The organism is Pontixanthobacter rizhaonensis (genome assembly GCF_012972675.1).
Classification (GTDB): domain Bacteria; phylum Pseudomonadota; class Alphaproteobacteria; order Sphingomonadales; family Sphingomonadaceae; genus Pontixanthobacter; species Pontixanthobacter rizhaonensis.
The window spans coordinates 984,016-999,661 of record NZ_JABCRE010000003.1; the positions used below are offsets into that span (position 1 = coordinate 984,016).

General features: G+C 55.9%; 11 protein-coding genes and 1 pseudogene. 7 read left to right on the top strand and 5 right to left on the bottom strand.

Translation table 11 applies throughout. The features are described 5' to 3' along the window. Window positions 1-415: 415 nt before the first annotated feature. Complete coding sequence (locus HKD42_RS12505) at window positions 416-2,746, top strand: CDC48 family AAA ATPase (RefSeq protein WP_170013822.1); 2,331 nt, start codon at window positions 416-418, stop codon at window positions 2,744-2,746. Window positions 2,747-2,749: 3 nt separating this feature from the next. Here the strand turns inward: HKD42_RS12505 and HKD42_RS12510 are convergent, their stop codons facing one another. Both HKD42_RS12510 and polA read right to left on the bottom strand, forming a co-directional pair. Then, window positions 2,750-3,829, bottom strand: coding sequence for a mechanosensitive ion channel family protein (locus HKD42_RS12510; RefSeq protein ID WP_170013824.1), 1,080 nt, complete (start codon window positions 3,827-3,829; stop codon window positions 2,750-2,752). A gap of 39 nt (window positions 3,830-3,868) precedes the next feature. Then, window positions 3,869-6,709, bottom strand: coding sequence for a DNA polymerase I (gene polA / locus HKD42_RS12515; RefSeq protein ID WP_170013826.1), 2,841 nt, complete (start codon window positions 6,707-6,709; stop codon window positions 3,869-3,871). Window positions 6,710-6,949: 240 nt separating this feature from the next. On the opposite strand from polA, the gene HKD42_RS12520 reads away from it, so the two are divergent. After that, window positions 6,950-7,231 (top strand): hypothetical protein, encoded by a 282-nt coding sequence (locus HKD42_RS12520; protein ID WP_170013828.1) that lies wholly within the window; start codon window positions 6,950-6,952, stop codon window positions 7,229-7,231. Window positions 7,232-7,334: 103 nt separating this feature from the next. On the opposite strand, the gene HKD42_RS12525 is transcribed toward HKD42_RS12520, so the two are convergent. Then, the gene (locus HKD42_RS12525) at window positions 7,335-8,399 is read right to left on the bottom strand and encodes a serine hydrolase (protein ID WP_170013830.1); all 1,065 of its coding nucleotides are present in this window, start codon (window positions 8,397-8,399) and stop codon (window positions 7,335-7,337) included. A gap of 194 nt (window positions 8,400-8,593) precedes the next feature. Here HKD42_RS12525 and HKD42_RS12530 point away from each other — a divergent pair, with 194 nt between their 5' ends. From HKD42_RS12530 to HKD42_RS13365, 5 genes and pseudogenes are all read left to right on the top strand, one after another. Then, window positions 8,594-9,946, top strand: a complete 1,353-nt coding sequence (locus HKD42_RS12530; protein ID WP_170013832.1) for a phosphotransferase — start codon at window positions 8,594-8,596, stop codon at window positions 9,944-9,946. Further along, window positions 9,946-11,232, top strand: coding sequence for an acyl-CoA dehydrogenase family protein (locus HKD42_RS12535; protein WP_170013834.1), 1,287 nt, complete (start codon window positions 9,946-9,948; stop codon window positions 11,230-11,232). The genes HKD42_RS12530 and HKD42_RS12535 overlap by 1 nt, the downstream gene beginning before the upstream one ends. Before the next feature lie 241 nt (window positions 11,233-11,473). After that, window positions 11,474-12,352, top strand: coding sequence for an S-methyl-5'-thioadenosine phosphorylase (locus tag HKD42_RS12540; RefSeq protein ID WP_170013836.1), 879 nt, complete (start codon window positions 11,474-11,476; stop codon window positions 12,350-12,352). A gap of 89 nt (window positions 12,353-12,441) precedes the next feature. Further along, complete coding sequence (locus tag HKD42_RS12545) at window positions 12,442-12,747, top strand: hypothetical protein (protein ID WP_170013838.1); 306 nt, start codon at window positions 12,442-12,444, stop codon at window positions 12,745-12,747. Window positions 12,748-12,849: 102 nt separating this feature from the next. Next, window positions 12,850-13,149, top strand: a pseudogene (locus tag HKD42_RS13365) (GIY-YIG nuclease family protein). Window positions 13,150-13,212: 63 nt separating this feature from the next. Here HKD42_RS13365 and HKD42_RS12550 read toward each other — a convergent pair. After that, on the bottom strand, window positions 13,213-14,226 hold the full coding sequence (locus tag HKD42_RS12550) for a radical SAM protein (protein ID WP_246237026.1): 1,014 nt from the start codon (window positions 14,224-14,226) through the stop codon (window positions 13,213-13,215). Further along, the gene (locus HKD42_RS12555; RefSeq protein WP_170013842.1) at window positions 14,223-15,641 is read right to left on the bottom strand and encodes a dihydrolipoyl dehydrogenase family protein; all 1,419 of its coding nucleotides are present in this window, start codon (window positions 15,639-15,641) and stop codon (window positions 14,223-14,225) included. Before HKD42_RS12555 ends, HKD42_RS12550 begins: the two co-directional genes overlap by 4 nt. Window positions 15,642-15,646 lie beyond the last annotated feature (5 nt).

The following is a 15,646-nucleotide window of genomic DNA, read 5'->3' on the forward strand; positions in this document are numbered from 1 at the left end:
AATTGGGCGATTGCACTGTGTCACCCCTTTGCGAACAGGCGATAATGCTGCGCTGCAACGCGAAACCATCCCGATCCGCTTTCTTGCTTATGACGCAACTGACAGGGCTTGGATAAAGCTTGATAAATCAGCGCATTAAGCATATTTTGGCATTAGTTGCATAATTTGCACCATATAATGTTCTTTTCGCACTTGCACAAAATCCGGTTCGAGTGCATTTAGACGGTGCCTTTTTAGGCATCCTCTCCCAAGACTTTACAGGCCCGGCTGGCAACAGCTGGGCCCTTTTTTTGCTTAACTGTCCGATGAGGCGGTCTTACCTATAACTACGTGCCGGCAAAAAGCCGTTTGCATACCGCGCGTGCGGTTCCTAGCTATGGGGTCACACGAAAAAGAGCGACGGGACAGCAACATCATGGCAGGCAAGAAGGCTCCGACGGAGACAGACGCGAAAGACGGATCGGTCCGATTGCAAGTTGCTGCTGCCCGACAAGAAGAAAGCGGCCAAGGCATTGCGCGGATGCCGCGATCAGCATTTCAGGCGTTAGGCATCACCGAAGGCGATGTGGTTGAGATTGCGGGCAAGCGCGCCACGGTCGCGATCGCGATGCCCGCTTATGACGAGGATCAAACGCTTGATGTTGTTCGACTGGACGGGTTGCAGCGCGGTAATGCTGAAACCGGCTCGGGTGAACATGTCACGATCAAGCGTGCCGAATCCCGCCCTGCATCCCGCGTAGTCTTCGCGCCTGCGCAGCGCGAGATGCGGCTTCAGGGGCCGACACAGGCGCTCAAGCGCAATTTCTTTCGCAAACCCGTGGTTACAGGCGACTTGGTTGCCACCACTGGCCAGCAGCCTGTCCAGAATATGCCGCCACAAGTGCAGCGGATGTTTAACACCCCGGCCTATGCGCTTACCCAGATAAGGTTGTCCGTGGCTTCGACCACGCCCAAGGGTATTGTCCATATTGATGAAAATACCGAAGTTGAATTGCGTGCAGAATTTGAAGAGCCGCGCGACGGCCGGGCCGCCGTCAATTATGATGATGTCGGCGGTATAGACGATACTATTCAAGCCCTCAGGGAAATGGTTGAACTGCCGCTACGTTACCCTGAGCTGTTTACCCGGCTGGGCGTCGATCCGCCTAAAGGCGTCTTGCTGCATGGCCCCCCCGGTACTGGCAAAACGCGTTTGGCCCAGGCTGTGGCCAATGAGAGCGACGCAGAGTTTTTCATCATAAATGGCCCGGAAATTATGGGCTCTGGCTATGGTGAGAGTGAGAAGAAACTACGCGAAGTGTTTGAGGCCGCTACAAAAGCAGCGCCGGCCATCGTTTTTATCGACGAGATTGATTCTATCGCGCCAAAACGGGACCGTGTCCCGGGCGAGGCTGAGAAACGCCTTGTGGCGCAATTGCTCACGCTGATGGACGGTCTTGAAGCGCGCGCAAATCTGGTTGTCATCGCCGCGACCAACCGCCCGGATGCGATAGATGAGGCTCTTCGCCGTCCGGGCCGCTTCGACCGCGAGATTGTTATTGGTGTGCCGGATGAGAAAGGCCGCCGCGAAATACTGGCGATCCATACGCGCGGTATGCCGATTGGTGATAAGGTCAACTTGGCTGAGCTGGCAAAGACCACTCACGGTTTCGTGGGGGCGGATATCGCGGCGCTAGCGCGTGAAGCCGCCATTGATGCGGTGCGCCGGATTATGCCGAAGCTTGATCTGGATGAACGCACAGTCCCGCAAGAGGTGCTTGATGATCTGTGCGTGACGCGGGAAGATTTCTTGTCAGCGCTTAAGCGTGTCCAGCCATCTGCGATGCGCGAAGTGATGGTGCAGGTCCCCAATGTGGGATGGGACGATATTGGCGGCGTTGATGATGCCATAGACAATCTGAAAGAAGGCATCGAACTGCCTCTGAAAAACCCAGAGGCATTTGAACGTTTGGGCGTTCGTGCTGCCAAAGGCTTCTTGCTCTACGGCCCGCCGGGTACAGGTAAAACGCTGCTGGCCAAAGCGGTTGCAAAGGAAGCTGAGGCTAACTTCATTTCGATGAAGAGCAGCGATTTGCTGTCTAAATGGTACGGCGAAAGCGAACAGCAGATCGCAAGAATGTTCCAACGCGCCCGTTCAGTCGCCCCCTGTGTGATCTTCATTGACGAGATCGACTCGCTGGTGCCTGCGCGGGGCAGCGGACAAGGAGAGCCGGCTGTAACCGGCCGCGTTGTGAATACAATACTGGCCGAAATGGATGGGCTGGAAGAGCTACAATCCGTGATCGTGATTGGGGCGACAAACCGCCCCACGCTGGTGGATCCGGCATTGCTACGGCCAGGCCGTTTTGACGAACTGGTTTATGTTGGCACGCCTGATCCTGCTGGGCGTGAGCATATCTTGCGGATTCATGCTGCCAATATGCCTGTGGCAGATGATGTTGATTTCACCACGATCGCAAAGAAGGCGGACCGGTTCACTGGCGCTGATTTGGAAGATGTGGTTCGGCGTGCCGGTCTCAATGCTTTGCGCAGAGCCGGGGGTGATGTCAAAGAGGTCACTGCCGCTGACTTTACAGAGGCATTGAAAGACTCGCGCGCCACTGTCACTTCAAAGATGGAAGCTGAGTATAAGAAAATGCGCGGGGAATTAAAAAAGCGCGCAGCGGCAGTGAAGCCGACAATCGGCTTTGTTCATGACGGTATGATTGAACCGACCCGTGATAGGAAACACGGCCCTGACGAATAGATTCTAGCTGCCCTGAACGCGCTGATTGGCCCCCTCGACTTCCAGTCGGTGGCGGATGAGCGCCTCAGGCATTTCGTCGCGTAGCCATTCGATCATATGTTCGCGGATTGCGCAACGAAGGGTCCAGAGATCGCCGATCGTCCGTGCGCTAACGGCCAAACGCAGCTCGATGCTTTCGGGGTACGCCTCGGTCATCAGGCATTGGACTGTTCGCCCGTCCCACAATTCTTGAGTGGTAACAAAGGCCTCTAACTCCTCGCGGATGGGTTGTATCCGCGTCGCAGGATCAAGGTGCAGCATGACCGGTCCGGTCAATTGCTCGCTTTTGCGCGACCAGTTTTCAAAGCTATGATCCAGTACGCTGGTGGTGGGCACAATAATGGCGCGCTGATCCCAGGTTCTTACTGTGATGAAGCTCATCCGGATCTCTTCGACACGTCCTGTATGGCCATCTACCACAACCAGATCACCGATCCGCAGCGGTTCGGTCAAAGCCATTTGAATCCCGCCAATCAGCGATTTTAATGCAGGCTGCGCTGCTGCGCCGACAGCGAGAGCGGCCAAACCGGCTGATGCCAGCAAAGTTGTGCCGATTGATTTTACAGCGGGTATGGCGAACAGCATTAGCCCGATGGTGATGAAAATGATCGCAAAGGTTGCCGTTCGCGACAGGATGGATAGCCGTGTCCTGCGGCTGCGCACTGCCACCGGATCATCGGACGCCTCCAGCCGGATTTCCATTGCAGCGGTAAAGGCTTTCACCAGAGTGTACGCGATCCAGCCCAAAAGCGCTGGACGTACGAATTGCGCAATCGGCTCCCAAACGAATGCCAATGCGCTGTTCCCTTGCGCAACCACGGTTACGGCAATGGCGATCAGCGACCATTTCACTGGCCGTCTGATGCTTTCCAGCACCAAGTTGTCGGCTTCCGTTTCGGATGCTTTGGCGAGCCGTTCCAGCACGGAAAAGCTGATCCTGTATATGAAATAGGCAACTATGGTTGCGGCCACCACTGCCACCAGAGCCATGCCGACATTGAACCATTCAATCTCCCAGGTGCTGGGGTTCAATTTATCAAACATAATGCGTCCTTATGGGCGTGAAAGTCGGGCTACAGGTTATCAATGCGCGGCGCCCCAATCGGTGCCAGACCCAATTTCAATGCCCAGCGGCACATCTAACGTCACAGCAGGCATGGCCGCGTCCGCCATCACTTTTTCGATGATGGGCTTTGCTGCTTCTACATCGCCTTCAGGCAGTTCAAAAACGAGTTCATCGTGCACTTGCAGCAGCATCCTGACATGACCTAGATCCGCCTCGGTCAATGCCGGCATCATCCGCACCATAGCCCGTTTGATGATGTCTGCACTTGTACCTTGTATCGGGGCATTGATCGCGGCGCGTTCGCTGCCTTGCCGTTCTGCCCCGTTCTTGGAATTGATCCGGGGGAACCAGGTTTTTCGGCCAAATAGCGTTTGTGAATATCCCAGTTCGCGTACGCTTTCGAGCGTCTCGGCAATATAGCGCTGAATGCCGGGAAACCGTTCAAAGTAGCGATCAATCATTGCCTGCGCTTCATCAGCTTCGACGCCCAAACGCCCAGCAAGGCCCCAGCGGGAAATACCATAGAGAATAGCGAAGTTGATCGTTTTGGCCTGAGCCCGCGTGTCGCGGGTTACTTCCCCGTACATTTCCTTTGCAGTGCGCGCGTGAATGTCCTCTCCCGCCGCAAAAGCTTCTTTGAGGGAGGGAACATCCGCCATATGCGCTGCCAGCCTGAGCTCAATCTGCGAGTAGTCAGCAGCCAGAAGCACGTTGCCTGTATCGGCAACAAATGCAGTTCGGATTTGCCGCCCGATTTCGGTCCGGATCGGGATATTCTGCAAGTTTGGATCGGTAGATGACAGCCGCCCCGTTTGCGCACCGGTTAGCGAATAGCTGGTGTGAACACGGCCAGTCTTCGGGTTGATGGCGGCTTGCAATGCGTCCGTATAGGTCGACTTCAATTTGCTTAGCTGGCGCCATTCAAGGACCTTGGTGGCAATAGTTGCGCCTTGCTCTGCCAATTTTTCGAGCATCGCCTGATCGGTGGAATACTGGCCGCTTTTACCTTTGCGTCCACCCTTATAACCCATCTTGTCGAACAGAATTTCGCCCAATTGTTTCGGGCTGCCGATTGTGAATTCCTGATCAGCCTCGCCGTGGATTTCCCCCTCCAGCGCTGCCATGCGGGTCGCGAATTCTTCAGACAAGCGTGACAGGGCCGCACGATCAACTTTGATACCGTGACGTTCCATTTGCGCGACGACCGGTACCAACGGCCGATCAACACGCTCGTATACAGTGGTTCCCCCTTCAATCGCGAGCCGCGGTTTCATATGTTTGTGTAAGCGCCACGTCACATCAGCATCTTCTGCGGCATATTCTGTCGCGCGGTCCAGGGGGACTTCACCAAACGGGATTTGTTTTTTGCCCGTACCGCAGACGTCTTTGAAACTTAGCGGTGAATGCCCAAGGTGGCGAACAGACAATTCGTCCATCCCGTGGCCGCCGCCAATGCCGGCTTCGCCGCGTCCGGCATCCAGCGCAAAGCTGATGATCATGGTGTCATCAACGGGTGTCACATCGACATCATATCTGGCCAGAACATTCAGATCATATTTGATGTTCTGGCCGATTTTCAGGATGGCATCATTTGTCAGCACCGGCCGTAAAGCCGCGAGCGCATCTTGCAGACCGATCTGCTGGGGCGTTTCCGCCAACAAGTCTGTCCCCCCATGCGCGAGCGGGATGTAACAGGCTTCATTCGGAGCGACTGCCAAGCTGATCCCTACCAAGTCAGCCTGCATGGAATCGAGCGCGCTGGTTTCGGTATCGACAGCGATGACGCGTGCGGCTTCGCACCGGGCGATCCAACGATTGAGTGTGTCCATGTCTTGAACGCACTCATACGCGCTGCGGTCAATCGCGGGCATATCTGGAACCGCCTGACGGTTGCCTTCGCTATCGCCCACGTCTGCTGCGGTTGCGGGTTTTGCCGGGTTGAGATCATTGGCTCTGTCAGGGCTGCCGCTGCCGGCATCTAACCTACGCAGCAAGCTGGTGAAGCCATGTTTCTGGAGGAACGCGGCAAGCGGTTCAACCGGTACGCCATCCAATTTGAAGTCGTCCATAGCCATTGGCAGGTCGCAGTCTTCTTTGAGCGCTACCAATATACGGCTCAGCTCTGCATCGGCCCGGTGTTCAATCAGCCTTTCTTTCAGCTTGGATTTCTTCATATCCGCCGCTGCATCAAGAGCTGCTGTAAGTGAGCCGTGTTCTTGGATCAGCTTAGTCGCTGTCTTCGGTCCAACGCCAAAGATACCCGGAATATTATCAACCGAATCCCCCATGAGAGCGAGGACATCGCCAACAAGGTCAGGTGTCACGCCGAATTTATCTGCGACTTCCGGCAGGGAAATGCGCTGATTTTTCATCGTATCCAGCATGTCGATCCGACCGCGAGAATCATCCCCTTCGGAAATCAACTGCATCAGATCCTTGTCGGAAGACACAATCGTGACATCCCAATTCTGGGCCGCCGCTGCACGGGCGTAGGATGCAATCAGATCATCCGCCTCTAGCCCTTGTTCTTCTATACAGGACAGGCTGAACGCGCGCGTTGCATCGCGAATGAGAGGGAATTGGGGCACCAGATCGTCAGGCGGAGGAGGGCGGTTGGCCTTATATTCCGGATAAATATCATTGCGGAAAGAGTGACTCGATTTGTCGAGAATCACTGCCAGGTGAGTCGGCCCCTCTGCTTTATCAAGATCCTCGGCGAGCTTCCAAAGCATTGTTGTATAACCATAAACTGCCCCAACTGGCGTGCCTTCCGGGTCGGTTAGTGGTGGTAGACGGTGGTATGCACGGAAGATATATGCGGAGCCATCGACGAGATAGAGGTGCTGTTTTTCGGCCATAGTAAGGCTGTTAGCAGCGGATAGAGGCTGGGTCAGCTTACTTTATTTGGGTTCAAAAAGGGCGGTTTTCTGCGCCGAAGCGTAAAATAAGGCAAAAAAAAGGCACATTGAGGCCGAATCCACTTGCCATGCCACATTTCCGCCATTATTTAGAATTCACGAAGTCTGTCCTTTGGGGAGATTTCGCACATGACCCCGAAGGGGCGTGTGATAACCACTCGCTGTTTAAGGAATTATAATATGCGCAAGATCGTACTCGCTGCCGCAGCTGCTGGCGCCGCTCTTACTCTGGCTGCTTGCTCAGAAACTGCTGAAACTGCTGGCGACGCTGCTGACGCAGTTGCTGCTGACACAGAAGCAAACATGGAAGCTGCTGGCGAAGCAATGGAAGGCGCTGCTGACGCGACTACCGAAGCTGCTGGCGACGCCATGGAAGCAACTGGCGAAGCAATGGAAGGCGCTGCTGACGACGCTGCTGCAGCTGCTGAAGGCGCTATGGAAGGCGAAGAAGCTGCTGAATAAGCAGTTCGCTTTTTAGCAAATAGAAAGGGCGGTACCGCGAGGTGCCGCCCTTTTCTTATGCGCGATTAAGATTTCGGGGCCCATTTTGGGGGCCTCTAAGAAACTATCCGCCAGTCCGGTATTCTGAATTTGTCCATATCTGCTGGCTTTGGTTGGGATTGGAAAACCCATCATATAACACCCGCGCAATATCGGCGATTCGGGCATCCCGCATACGCCGCGCTTGGCGCTTATTGGCGGCCTCATGCTGGCTCGATAGGCTTTGTCCTGTCACATAGATAGCTATCGCAATTGACCGTCCATCGGGCGTCTGGAAAATGCCTATATCGCTGGCTGTCCGGTTGAGTGTACCGGTTTTGTGAAGAAGGTTGGAATGATCAGGCACCGCCGATCTGATCCGCCGTTTGCCGGTTGTGGTCTTGGCCATTGCATCAAGCAACACATTCCGGCTGCTATTGCTCAAAAGCCGGCCCTGATAAATACTCGCTAGCAGCCCCGCCATCGCCCGCGGAGACGCACTGTCTCGCATATCAATTGTTGTCGCCGGGTCATATTCCCCGTCATCACGCACCAAGGTGGCGATATTGCGGGTTAACTCAAAATCTCTAATGCCGGCGCGGCGCATAAACGCATTCACCGCTTGGGGGCCACCTACAACGCGCAGCAGTGCATCGGTCGACACATTGCTACTCTTGCTGATCATCAGTTCTATCAGTTTGTGTGCAGGCAGATAGTTGCCTTCACGCACTGGCGCGCTGGCAGAAGAAAACCGTGCAGACCGCACCGGGATAAGAACTGGAAATTCGCTGGTCAGGGTCCAGCGGCCTTGGTCGACGCCCGCCAGATAAGTGGCGGCAATCGCTACTTTACTGGTGCTTGCCATGGGGAAGCGTTGATCACCCAGGATAGAGACTTCTTTTCCCGTGCTTAGGTCTATCGCTGCGACACCAATACGCCCTTTGTCACCGTCTGCAACGCGGGCCAGATATTGTTCAAAGCCAGTCTCATAGACTGCTTCAAATCGCTCGGGTGCTCTTTCTTTCGTGCCTAACGCCGAATCGAACGCCAGTTCGAAATTGTCGGTGTTAGCCTGCGCGGGTGAGACTGCTGATAAAGCGAGCATCGCGGCTGCGCCAACGGGTAGAAGGTTTTTGAGGTTCAATCGCATAGGGGTGCTGATACCTTATTTGTGGTTGTCACAGTCTTAACGAGCGTCGATTCTGTCCGGCAACGCCCTTAGCGATGAACAGAGACGCCCAAGCGACCAAGGTGAAGAATACGGATAATTGCATGGGTTTCCGACCGTTTATCTAGGCAAGACAGCTCTTGTGCGCGGTTCAATTGGATGCAAGACCCTCGCCGATGGAGAGCTCCGCACAAACGTTTGAGTTACTGCTTGATGGATTGCAGTCTTGTTGCACCCGCGCGAATCTTGGTCAGGTTTCGGATATTGTCCGGTTGACTGGCGGTGCGACGATGGAAAGCTGGAAGTTCCAAGCTGACGGCGAATTGTATGTGCTGCGGCGCGCACCATCTTTGGAGTTCATGAACGATCGCCCCTTTGGCCACGATGTCGAAGCTGCCATTATCCGCGCAGCTCACAGCGCCGGCGTGTCAGCTCCGGAAGTTGTGGGTGAACTGGCGGCTGAAGATGGCATCGGCAGCGGTTTCATTATGCGTGCCTTGCCCGGTACGCCCGACCCGAAGGCAATATTGGCGATGAATTCGCCCGCTGAACTGCTAGATGAGATTGCGCGCGATCTGGCGCGAATTCATGGCATTGCTCCTGCTCGGTTACCCGTTGCCATTCCAACACTTGATTACCGCCAGGGGATTGAGGGGCTGAAGGCTCAGTTTGATGAGGCTGGCGGTGACCGTCCGATCATTGCGCTTGGGCTGAAATGGTTGATGGATAATTGCCCCGACCCAGTAACGCCTGTGCTCAATCATGGCGATTATCGGATGGGTAACTTGCTTGCAGAAGACGGCAAACTTACCGGCGTGCTAGATTGGGAACTAGCCCATTTTGGTGACCCGCATGAGGATTTAGCCTTTGGATGCATGACGGTGTGGCGTTTTGCCCGAATTGATCGGCCAGCGCTTGGGCTGGGTTCTTTGGAGGCGTATTTTGCCGCCTATAAAAATGCTGGCGGGGGCAAGGTCGATCCCGATCGCTTTCGCTTTTGGTTGGTCTATCGCACTGTTTGGTGGGCCCTAGGCTGCTTGCAGATGGCCAAATATTGGCGGACTGGCGAAGACCGGATGCTCGAACGCGTAGTTATTTCCCGCCGCACGAGCGAGCAGGAATTGGATTTGCTGATGTTGCTAGAGGAGGATGCGCCGGAAGCAGAGCGAGATCGGCCTCTTCCAGATCCGCATCTGACCTTTACGTACACAGGCGAAGCGTGGGCGGGTGAGCTTGCGGAAGCGGTTTCGGAATGGCTCGTAACCATTAAAGACCGGCTAACTGGCCATGATCGCTTCCAACTGGCTGTTGCCCGCAATGCTTTGGGGATGTTGGCACGAGGCGAGCAAGAGGGGGACACCACGATCGATATCCAAGCTGCCAAACTGGTTATGGAGGAAGGCATGTCGCTCAACGACCCCATTTGGCTTTCGTTGTTGCGCCGAGGCGCACTGGAGAAAGTGGCAGCCGACTCTCCCAAATACCCCGCGCTCGCCGTAGCTCGTAAAAAGTGGACTGGAAAAGACTGATGGATTTCGCAATTCCTGCCGACCTCACTGCCTATCTCGCCGAACTCGATGCGTTTATCGAAGCGGAAATCAAACCGCTGGAAGCGCAAGATGATAATATCCGTTTCTTCGATCATCGCCGTGAATATGCCCGGACCGATTTTGACGCGGGCGGCCTGCCGCGCGAGGATTGGGAAGAACTGCTGAGTGAAGCCACGCGCCGCGCCGATGCGGCGGGCCATTGGCGGTTTTCTGCGCCCAAGGAATATGGCGGCAAGGATGGCTCCAACCTTTGGATGGCCGTGATCCGCGAACATTTTGCGGCTAAAGGGCTCGGCCTGCATAACGACTTGCAAAATGAACATTCCATCGTTGGGAATTTCCCCTTTGTGGCAATGTTCGACACGTTTGGCACCGAGGCACAGAAGCAGGAATTTATCCATGGCGGGTTTAACCGGACGCGCCGCGTCGCCTTTGGGCTGACCGAAGCAGAGCATGGCAGCGACGCGACGCATATGGAAACTACTGCCGTGCGCGAGACGCGGGATGGCGTCGATGGTTGGTTGATCAATGGCGAGAAGATGTGGATCACCGGCATGCATGTCGCGACGCACTGCGCCACATTTGCGCGGACATCCGGCGAAGCGGGCGATGCACGCGGGATCACCTGTTTCTTGGTGCCCAACCCGACTGAGGGGCTGAAAATCGAGGAATGGATGTGGACGTTCAATATGCCCACTGACCATCCTCGCCTGAGCCTGACCGATATTTGGGTGCCCGACAGCACGATATTGGGTGAGGAGGGCAAAGGCCTCGCTTTGGCGCAGAGCTTTGTTCACCAGAACCGCATCCGGCAGGCGGCGTCTTCCTTGGGCGCTGCGACATTCTGCGTTGAGGAAAGCGTCCGCTATGCACGCGAGCGCAAGCCATTCGGGCAGGAACTCGCCCGCAATCAGGGTATTCAATTCCCGCTGGTTGAATTGGCGACGCAGTGCGAAATGCTGCGAATGCTGATCTACAAGACAGCATGGGAAATGGACAACACGCCGCACAAGCAGATCGAGAGCGAGCTGTCGGACAAAGTCAGCATGTGCAATTACTGGGCGAACCGGCTTGTGTGCCAAGCTGCCGATCAGGCAATGCAAGTGCATGGCGGAATTGGATATTCACGGCATACTCCATTTGAACATATTTACCGGCATCACCGGCGCTACCGGATCACCGAAGGCGCAGAAGAAATACAGATGCGCAAAGTGGGCGCGTATCTGTTTGGCTATTTGGGGCCCAGAAGGGGGCTGTATGATTGAGGTGACGAAGTTGACACTGTGTCAACCGCGAAATATTACTTAACACATTGATTATAATAATATTTTTCTCAAATATCAAAGTTGACACATTCCGCTATGCTTCGCCGAAGGGTGACCGTAAATCGACCTTTTTCAGTAGTCTGGCACAGTCATAACAAGGCTCGGCGATGTAGGAAAACGATCCCCGCCCGCTCTGCTGGCCATGCTCGCCTTTGCTGCAATATCCGGCTAAACCAGTGTGATGAGCACATGGACAATCGGCATCATCGGGGGCAGCGGCCTCTATCAAATCGACGCGCTGGAAGATGCGCAATGGATTGCAGTGGACTCGCCCTTCGGCACAGTCTCGGATGAAATCCTGTGCGGGCGTATTGGGCCCGAAGAGGGAGGCGTGCAGGTCCGCTTCCTGCCGCGCCACGGCAGAGGCCACAAAATCCCGCCATCCGAAGTCAATGCGCGCGCCAATATTGATGCGCTGAAACGCGCGGGCTGTACGGACTTGCTGGCGATATCCTCTGTCGGCTCGCTTCAGGAGGAATTGCCGCCGGGGCACTTCGTGGTCGTCGATCAATTTATCGACCGGACCAAAACGCGCAGCTCCAGCTTCTTCGGCACCGGCATGGTCGCGCATGTCAGCATGGCCGAACCGGTCTGCCCGCGCCTGTCCGACATGGCGGCCGCCGCCGTGAACAAAGCGGGCGGGAACATGACCCAAGGCGGGACCTATCTGGCGATGGAAGGACCGCAATTCTCCACTCGCGCGGAAAGCCATATGTATCGCAGCTGGGGGGCTCACGTCATCGGTATGACCGCCATGCCCGAAGCCAAATTGGCGCGCGAGGCAGAGCTACCCTATGCTCTGGTCGGCATGGTCACAGACTATGATTGCTGGCGCGAAGATGCGGCTTTCGTGGAGGTCAGCGAAGTTATCGCGCAAATGAACGCCAATGGCGAAATTGCCCGCAAAACGGTCGAGCAATTTATCGCGGCTTTGCCGGCGGAGCGTGAAGCGTGTCCGCTCGATACGGTGCTCGATTACGCGATGATCACCGCGCCTGATGCACGCGATCCGGCGATGCTGGCGAAATTGGATGCTGTGGCGGGGCGGGTTTTGGGGTGAATCAATACACGATCCCACGCTTTGACTGGAAAGGCTGGATCGTCGGTACGCTGCTTGCGTTTCTGATCTTGTGCATTGCTTGGCTGTTCATGACTGGGTATCTCCCCGTCCGAGCCTTCGACAGCGATGATTGGAGGGCGGCCAAGGATGATGGGTCGCAAACACGTGTAGAGATGATCGAGCATCTCACGCGAAGTGGCACGCTGGATGAATTGGCCAAGCAGCAGGTGTTTGATTTGCTCGGCGAGTGCCGCGACACCGCATATTTCAACGAATGGGATTGTGTTTACCGGCTCGGCGATCAGCGCGGTTTCTTCAGCCTAGACTCTGAATGGTTGGTGATTGATTTCAGTCAAGACGGGATCGTCCAACGTTACGAAGTGGTGAGCGATTGAAGGTAACGATTGGGTCTTGGTTTTCAGTTCAGTACAGAGTGGCCTGTCAAATCTTCGTCACCCCGGACTTGATCCGGGGTCCCGCTTGGCGGTGGTCGTAATATGGACCGCGAATGCAAAGGCGGATGGGTATACATCATGGCGGACCGTTATCGCGGTACGATGTAGGTCGGCGTAACAGCGTCACTGGCACAGCGGGTATTCCAGCACCGCGAAGGAACAGGTTCTGATTTCTGCAAGCAATATGGCCTGACGAAGCTGGTTTGGGCGGAGCGTGGTGACACGATTGAGGATTGCATCGCTCACGAAAAGCGCATCAAACGTTGGCGGCGAGCGTGGAAGTTTGACCTGATCGAGAAGGGTAATCCTGATTGGGCCGATTTGTTTGACCGGTTGGTGTGACGCCCCTTAAGCGGGGCCCCGGATCAAGTCCGGGGCGACGATAGAGGGCGGGTATGTGTTGCCCTAAGCCGAGCAACTCGCTCCGCCCAGCACACAGAACCGTGCGCAATGGGGGTGGTTGAGCGATACGTCGCGCGATGCCTCGGCCAAGGTTGCGCCCATATCGAAGCCGTCATCATAGGGGATCAGCGTGCACGCTGCGACGCGGGGCGCGCCCTCGCCTTTGCGGTGCACGACCATGCGGCTGGTGGCGCACATGATGTCGGCGGGGTTCTGGTTCAGGATACCCCAACATTCGGTTGTGATTTCAGCGATGTCTTTTGCCTCGTCCATTTCGGGGAATAGCACCATCCGCATCGGGTCAGCTGCATCGACGCAGATGCCCATTTCGGCGAACAGCGCGCCATATCCTGCGCGGGCATCATCCATGGTTTCGCTCGGCAACATCCGGCCCGCAACGGCGATGGAAAAGCCCTTATCGGATAGCCATTTCAGCCCGCTCGTGCCCGGCTCCCAGCTGCGCGGTCCGCGTTCGGCTTCGTGCGCATCTTTGGTGTAATGATCAAGGCTAACGCGGATCGTCAGCTTATCACCAAACCGCTCTTTCAGATCGAGCAAGGCCGCCTCATGCCGCCGCATTGGCTTCATCGCATTGCTCAGCACCAGCGCATCGAAGCCGCGTTCCAGAGTATCGGTCAGGATCGCGACAAATTCGGGATTCATAAACGGTTCGCCGCCGGTATAGCCGATTTCGGTAGTGCCAATCTGGTCTGCTTCGATCTCGTCCAGAAACCGCGTCACATGGGCGCGGCTGATATAGAGCAGCGCATCATTGGTCGGGCTGCTTTCAATATAGCAGTTTACGCAGGCAAGATTGCACAATGTGCCGGTATTGAACCACAGCGTTTCCAGCCCCGTCATCGGCACAGATGCGCGGCGTTCGCCCTTCGCGGTCCATTCAGGGTCGGCAAACTTCTCCTGCGGCAGTGCCTCTGCCAGAACCTGAAACGGAGAGGTCCCGGCGGGTGCATTACGGCTTTTGCTGCGCGGTGATGTATCGGTATCGGTGTCGTTCAATTGAAAGTCCTGCGCATTTTGGCGACGAAGCCGGCATATTTCTTCGGTAAGGAACCAAAAACTGTCGGTTCCCATGCGCTAAAAGCTGCGGCTTTGGAAATCTCGCTGCGGGTGGGGTAGCTGATGATGGCAGAGCCGAGCGAGAATGTGTCGCTTTTGCCGGTAATGCTTTGCGTGAACGGTAGCAGTAATTCGCCCGCGTTCTTGCCGCAAATGCTCGCGCCGATCACTTTCTTGCCTTTCAGAATGACTTTGAGATGGCCTTTGGTGGAATCCTCCGCAATCGCCCGCTCATTATGGTCGAAGCCTTCTTTGATCACCGTGACTTTATCGCCGTATTCCTTGCGCGCGTCTTCTTCGGTCAGGCCGATTTGCGCGACTTCCGGCTCGGTATAGGTACACCAGGGCAGGGCTTTCCAATCCACTTTGGTCGGTAGGCCGGTGGTAATTTCCAGCGCCACGTTGGAGCCTTCATAGCCCGAGACATGGGTCAGGCGCGGCCCTTCGCGGCAATCGCCAATCGCATAGATGTTTTTCATCGATGTCCGGCGGCGGGCATCCACTTTGATACCGTTACGGCCGAGCTCAATGCCGAGTTCTTCCAGCCCGAAACCCGATACGCGGGCAGAGCGGCCCACTGCGATCAGCAGATGCGATCCGGTAATCGCTTCGCCGCCATCGGTGTGGACAGTGATTGCGCCGGTTTTGCCTTCAACCTTGGTGCCTTTGCCCTCGACAAAGCGGACGCCTTCATCCTTCATCGTATCGACCACGATCTGCACGCTCTCGCGATCATCGCGGCCCATCGGTTTGCCCGGCTCGATCACGGTGACTTCGCTGCCGAGGCGGCGGAAACTTTGTGCCATTTCCATGCCAATGACACCGCCTCCAATGATAACGAGGTGTTCCGGCTGCTCGGTCAGTTCGAACAGATTTTCATTGGTGAGGTAAGGCACGCTATCAAGGCCGTCGATCGGCGGGACAAACGGCTCTGATCCGGTGGCGATGACAATGCGCGGGGCTTTCAAAGTGCGCCCACCAACTTCGACAGTGTGTTTGCCGGTCACAGTCGCGCGGCCCATAATGACCTCGCAGCCCATTTCCTCGAATGTTTCCTTGGAATCATGCGGGGCAATATGCGCGATGGCATCGTGGATGTGTTTGTGGACACCGGCCCACTCCACCTGGGGCGCGGCCAGTTGTACGCCGTAGCGTTTTTCCTCGCGGGCTTCCTGTGCACGTTTCGCAGCGGTAATGATCGCTTTGCTGGGGACACAGCCATTATTCAGGCACTCGCCGCCCATTTTGTTACCCTCGATCAGGACGACGTTGAGGCCAAACAGCGCGCAGCCGCCCGCTGCGGTCAGGCCTGCGGCGCCACCACCAATTACAATTGCATCATGCGTAAATTTCATGGTTT

What these genes read in the sequence shown, in the direction of transcription:
- HKD42_RS12505 (WP_170013822.1), top strand. Translation starts at nt 416, where the DNA reads ATGGCAGGCAAGAAGGCTCCGACGGAGACAGACGCGAAAGACGGATCG.
- HKD42_RS12510 (WP_170013824.1), bottom strand. Translation starts at nt 3,829, where the DNA reads ATGTTTGATAAATTGAACCCCAGCACCTGGGAGATTGAATGGTTCAAT.
- polA (WP_170013826.1), bottom strand. Translation starts at nt 6,709, where the DNA reads ATGGCCGAAAAACAGCACCTCTATCTCGTCGATGGCTCCGCATATATC.
- HKD42_RS12520 (WP_170013828.1), top strand. Translation starts at nt 6,950, where the DNA reads ATGCGCAAGATCGTACTCGCTGCCGCAGCTGCTGGCGCCGCTCTTACT.
- HKD42_RS12525 (WP_170013830.1), bottom strand. Translation starts at nt 8,399, where the DNA reads ATGCGATTGAACCTCAAAAACCTTCTACCCGTTGGCGCAGCCGCGATG.
- HKD42_RS12530 (WP_170013832.1), top strand. Translation starts at nt 8,594, where the DNA reads ATGGAGAGCTCCGCACAAACGTTTGAGTTACTGCTTGATGGATTGCAG.
- HKD42_RS12535 (WP_170013834.1), top strand. Translation starts at nt 9,946, where the DNA reads ATGGATTTCGCAATTCCTGCCGACCTCACTGCCTATCTCGCCGAACTC.
- HKD42_RS12540 (WP_170013836.1), top strand. Translation starts at nt 11,474, where the DNA reads ATGAGCACATGGACAATCGGCATCATCGGGGGCAGCGGCCTCTATCAA.
- HKD42_RS12545 (WP_170013838.1), top strand. Translation starts at nt 12,442, where the DNA reads ATGACTGGGTATCTCCCCGTCCGAGCCTTCGACAGCGATGATTGGAGG.
- HKD42_RS12555 (WP_170013842.1), bottom strand. Translation starts at nt 15,641, where the DNA reads ATGAAATTTACGCATGATGCAATTGTAATTGGTGGTGGCGCCGCAGGC.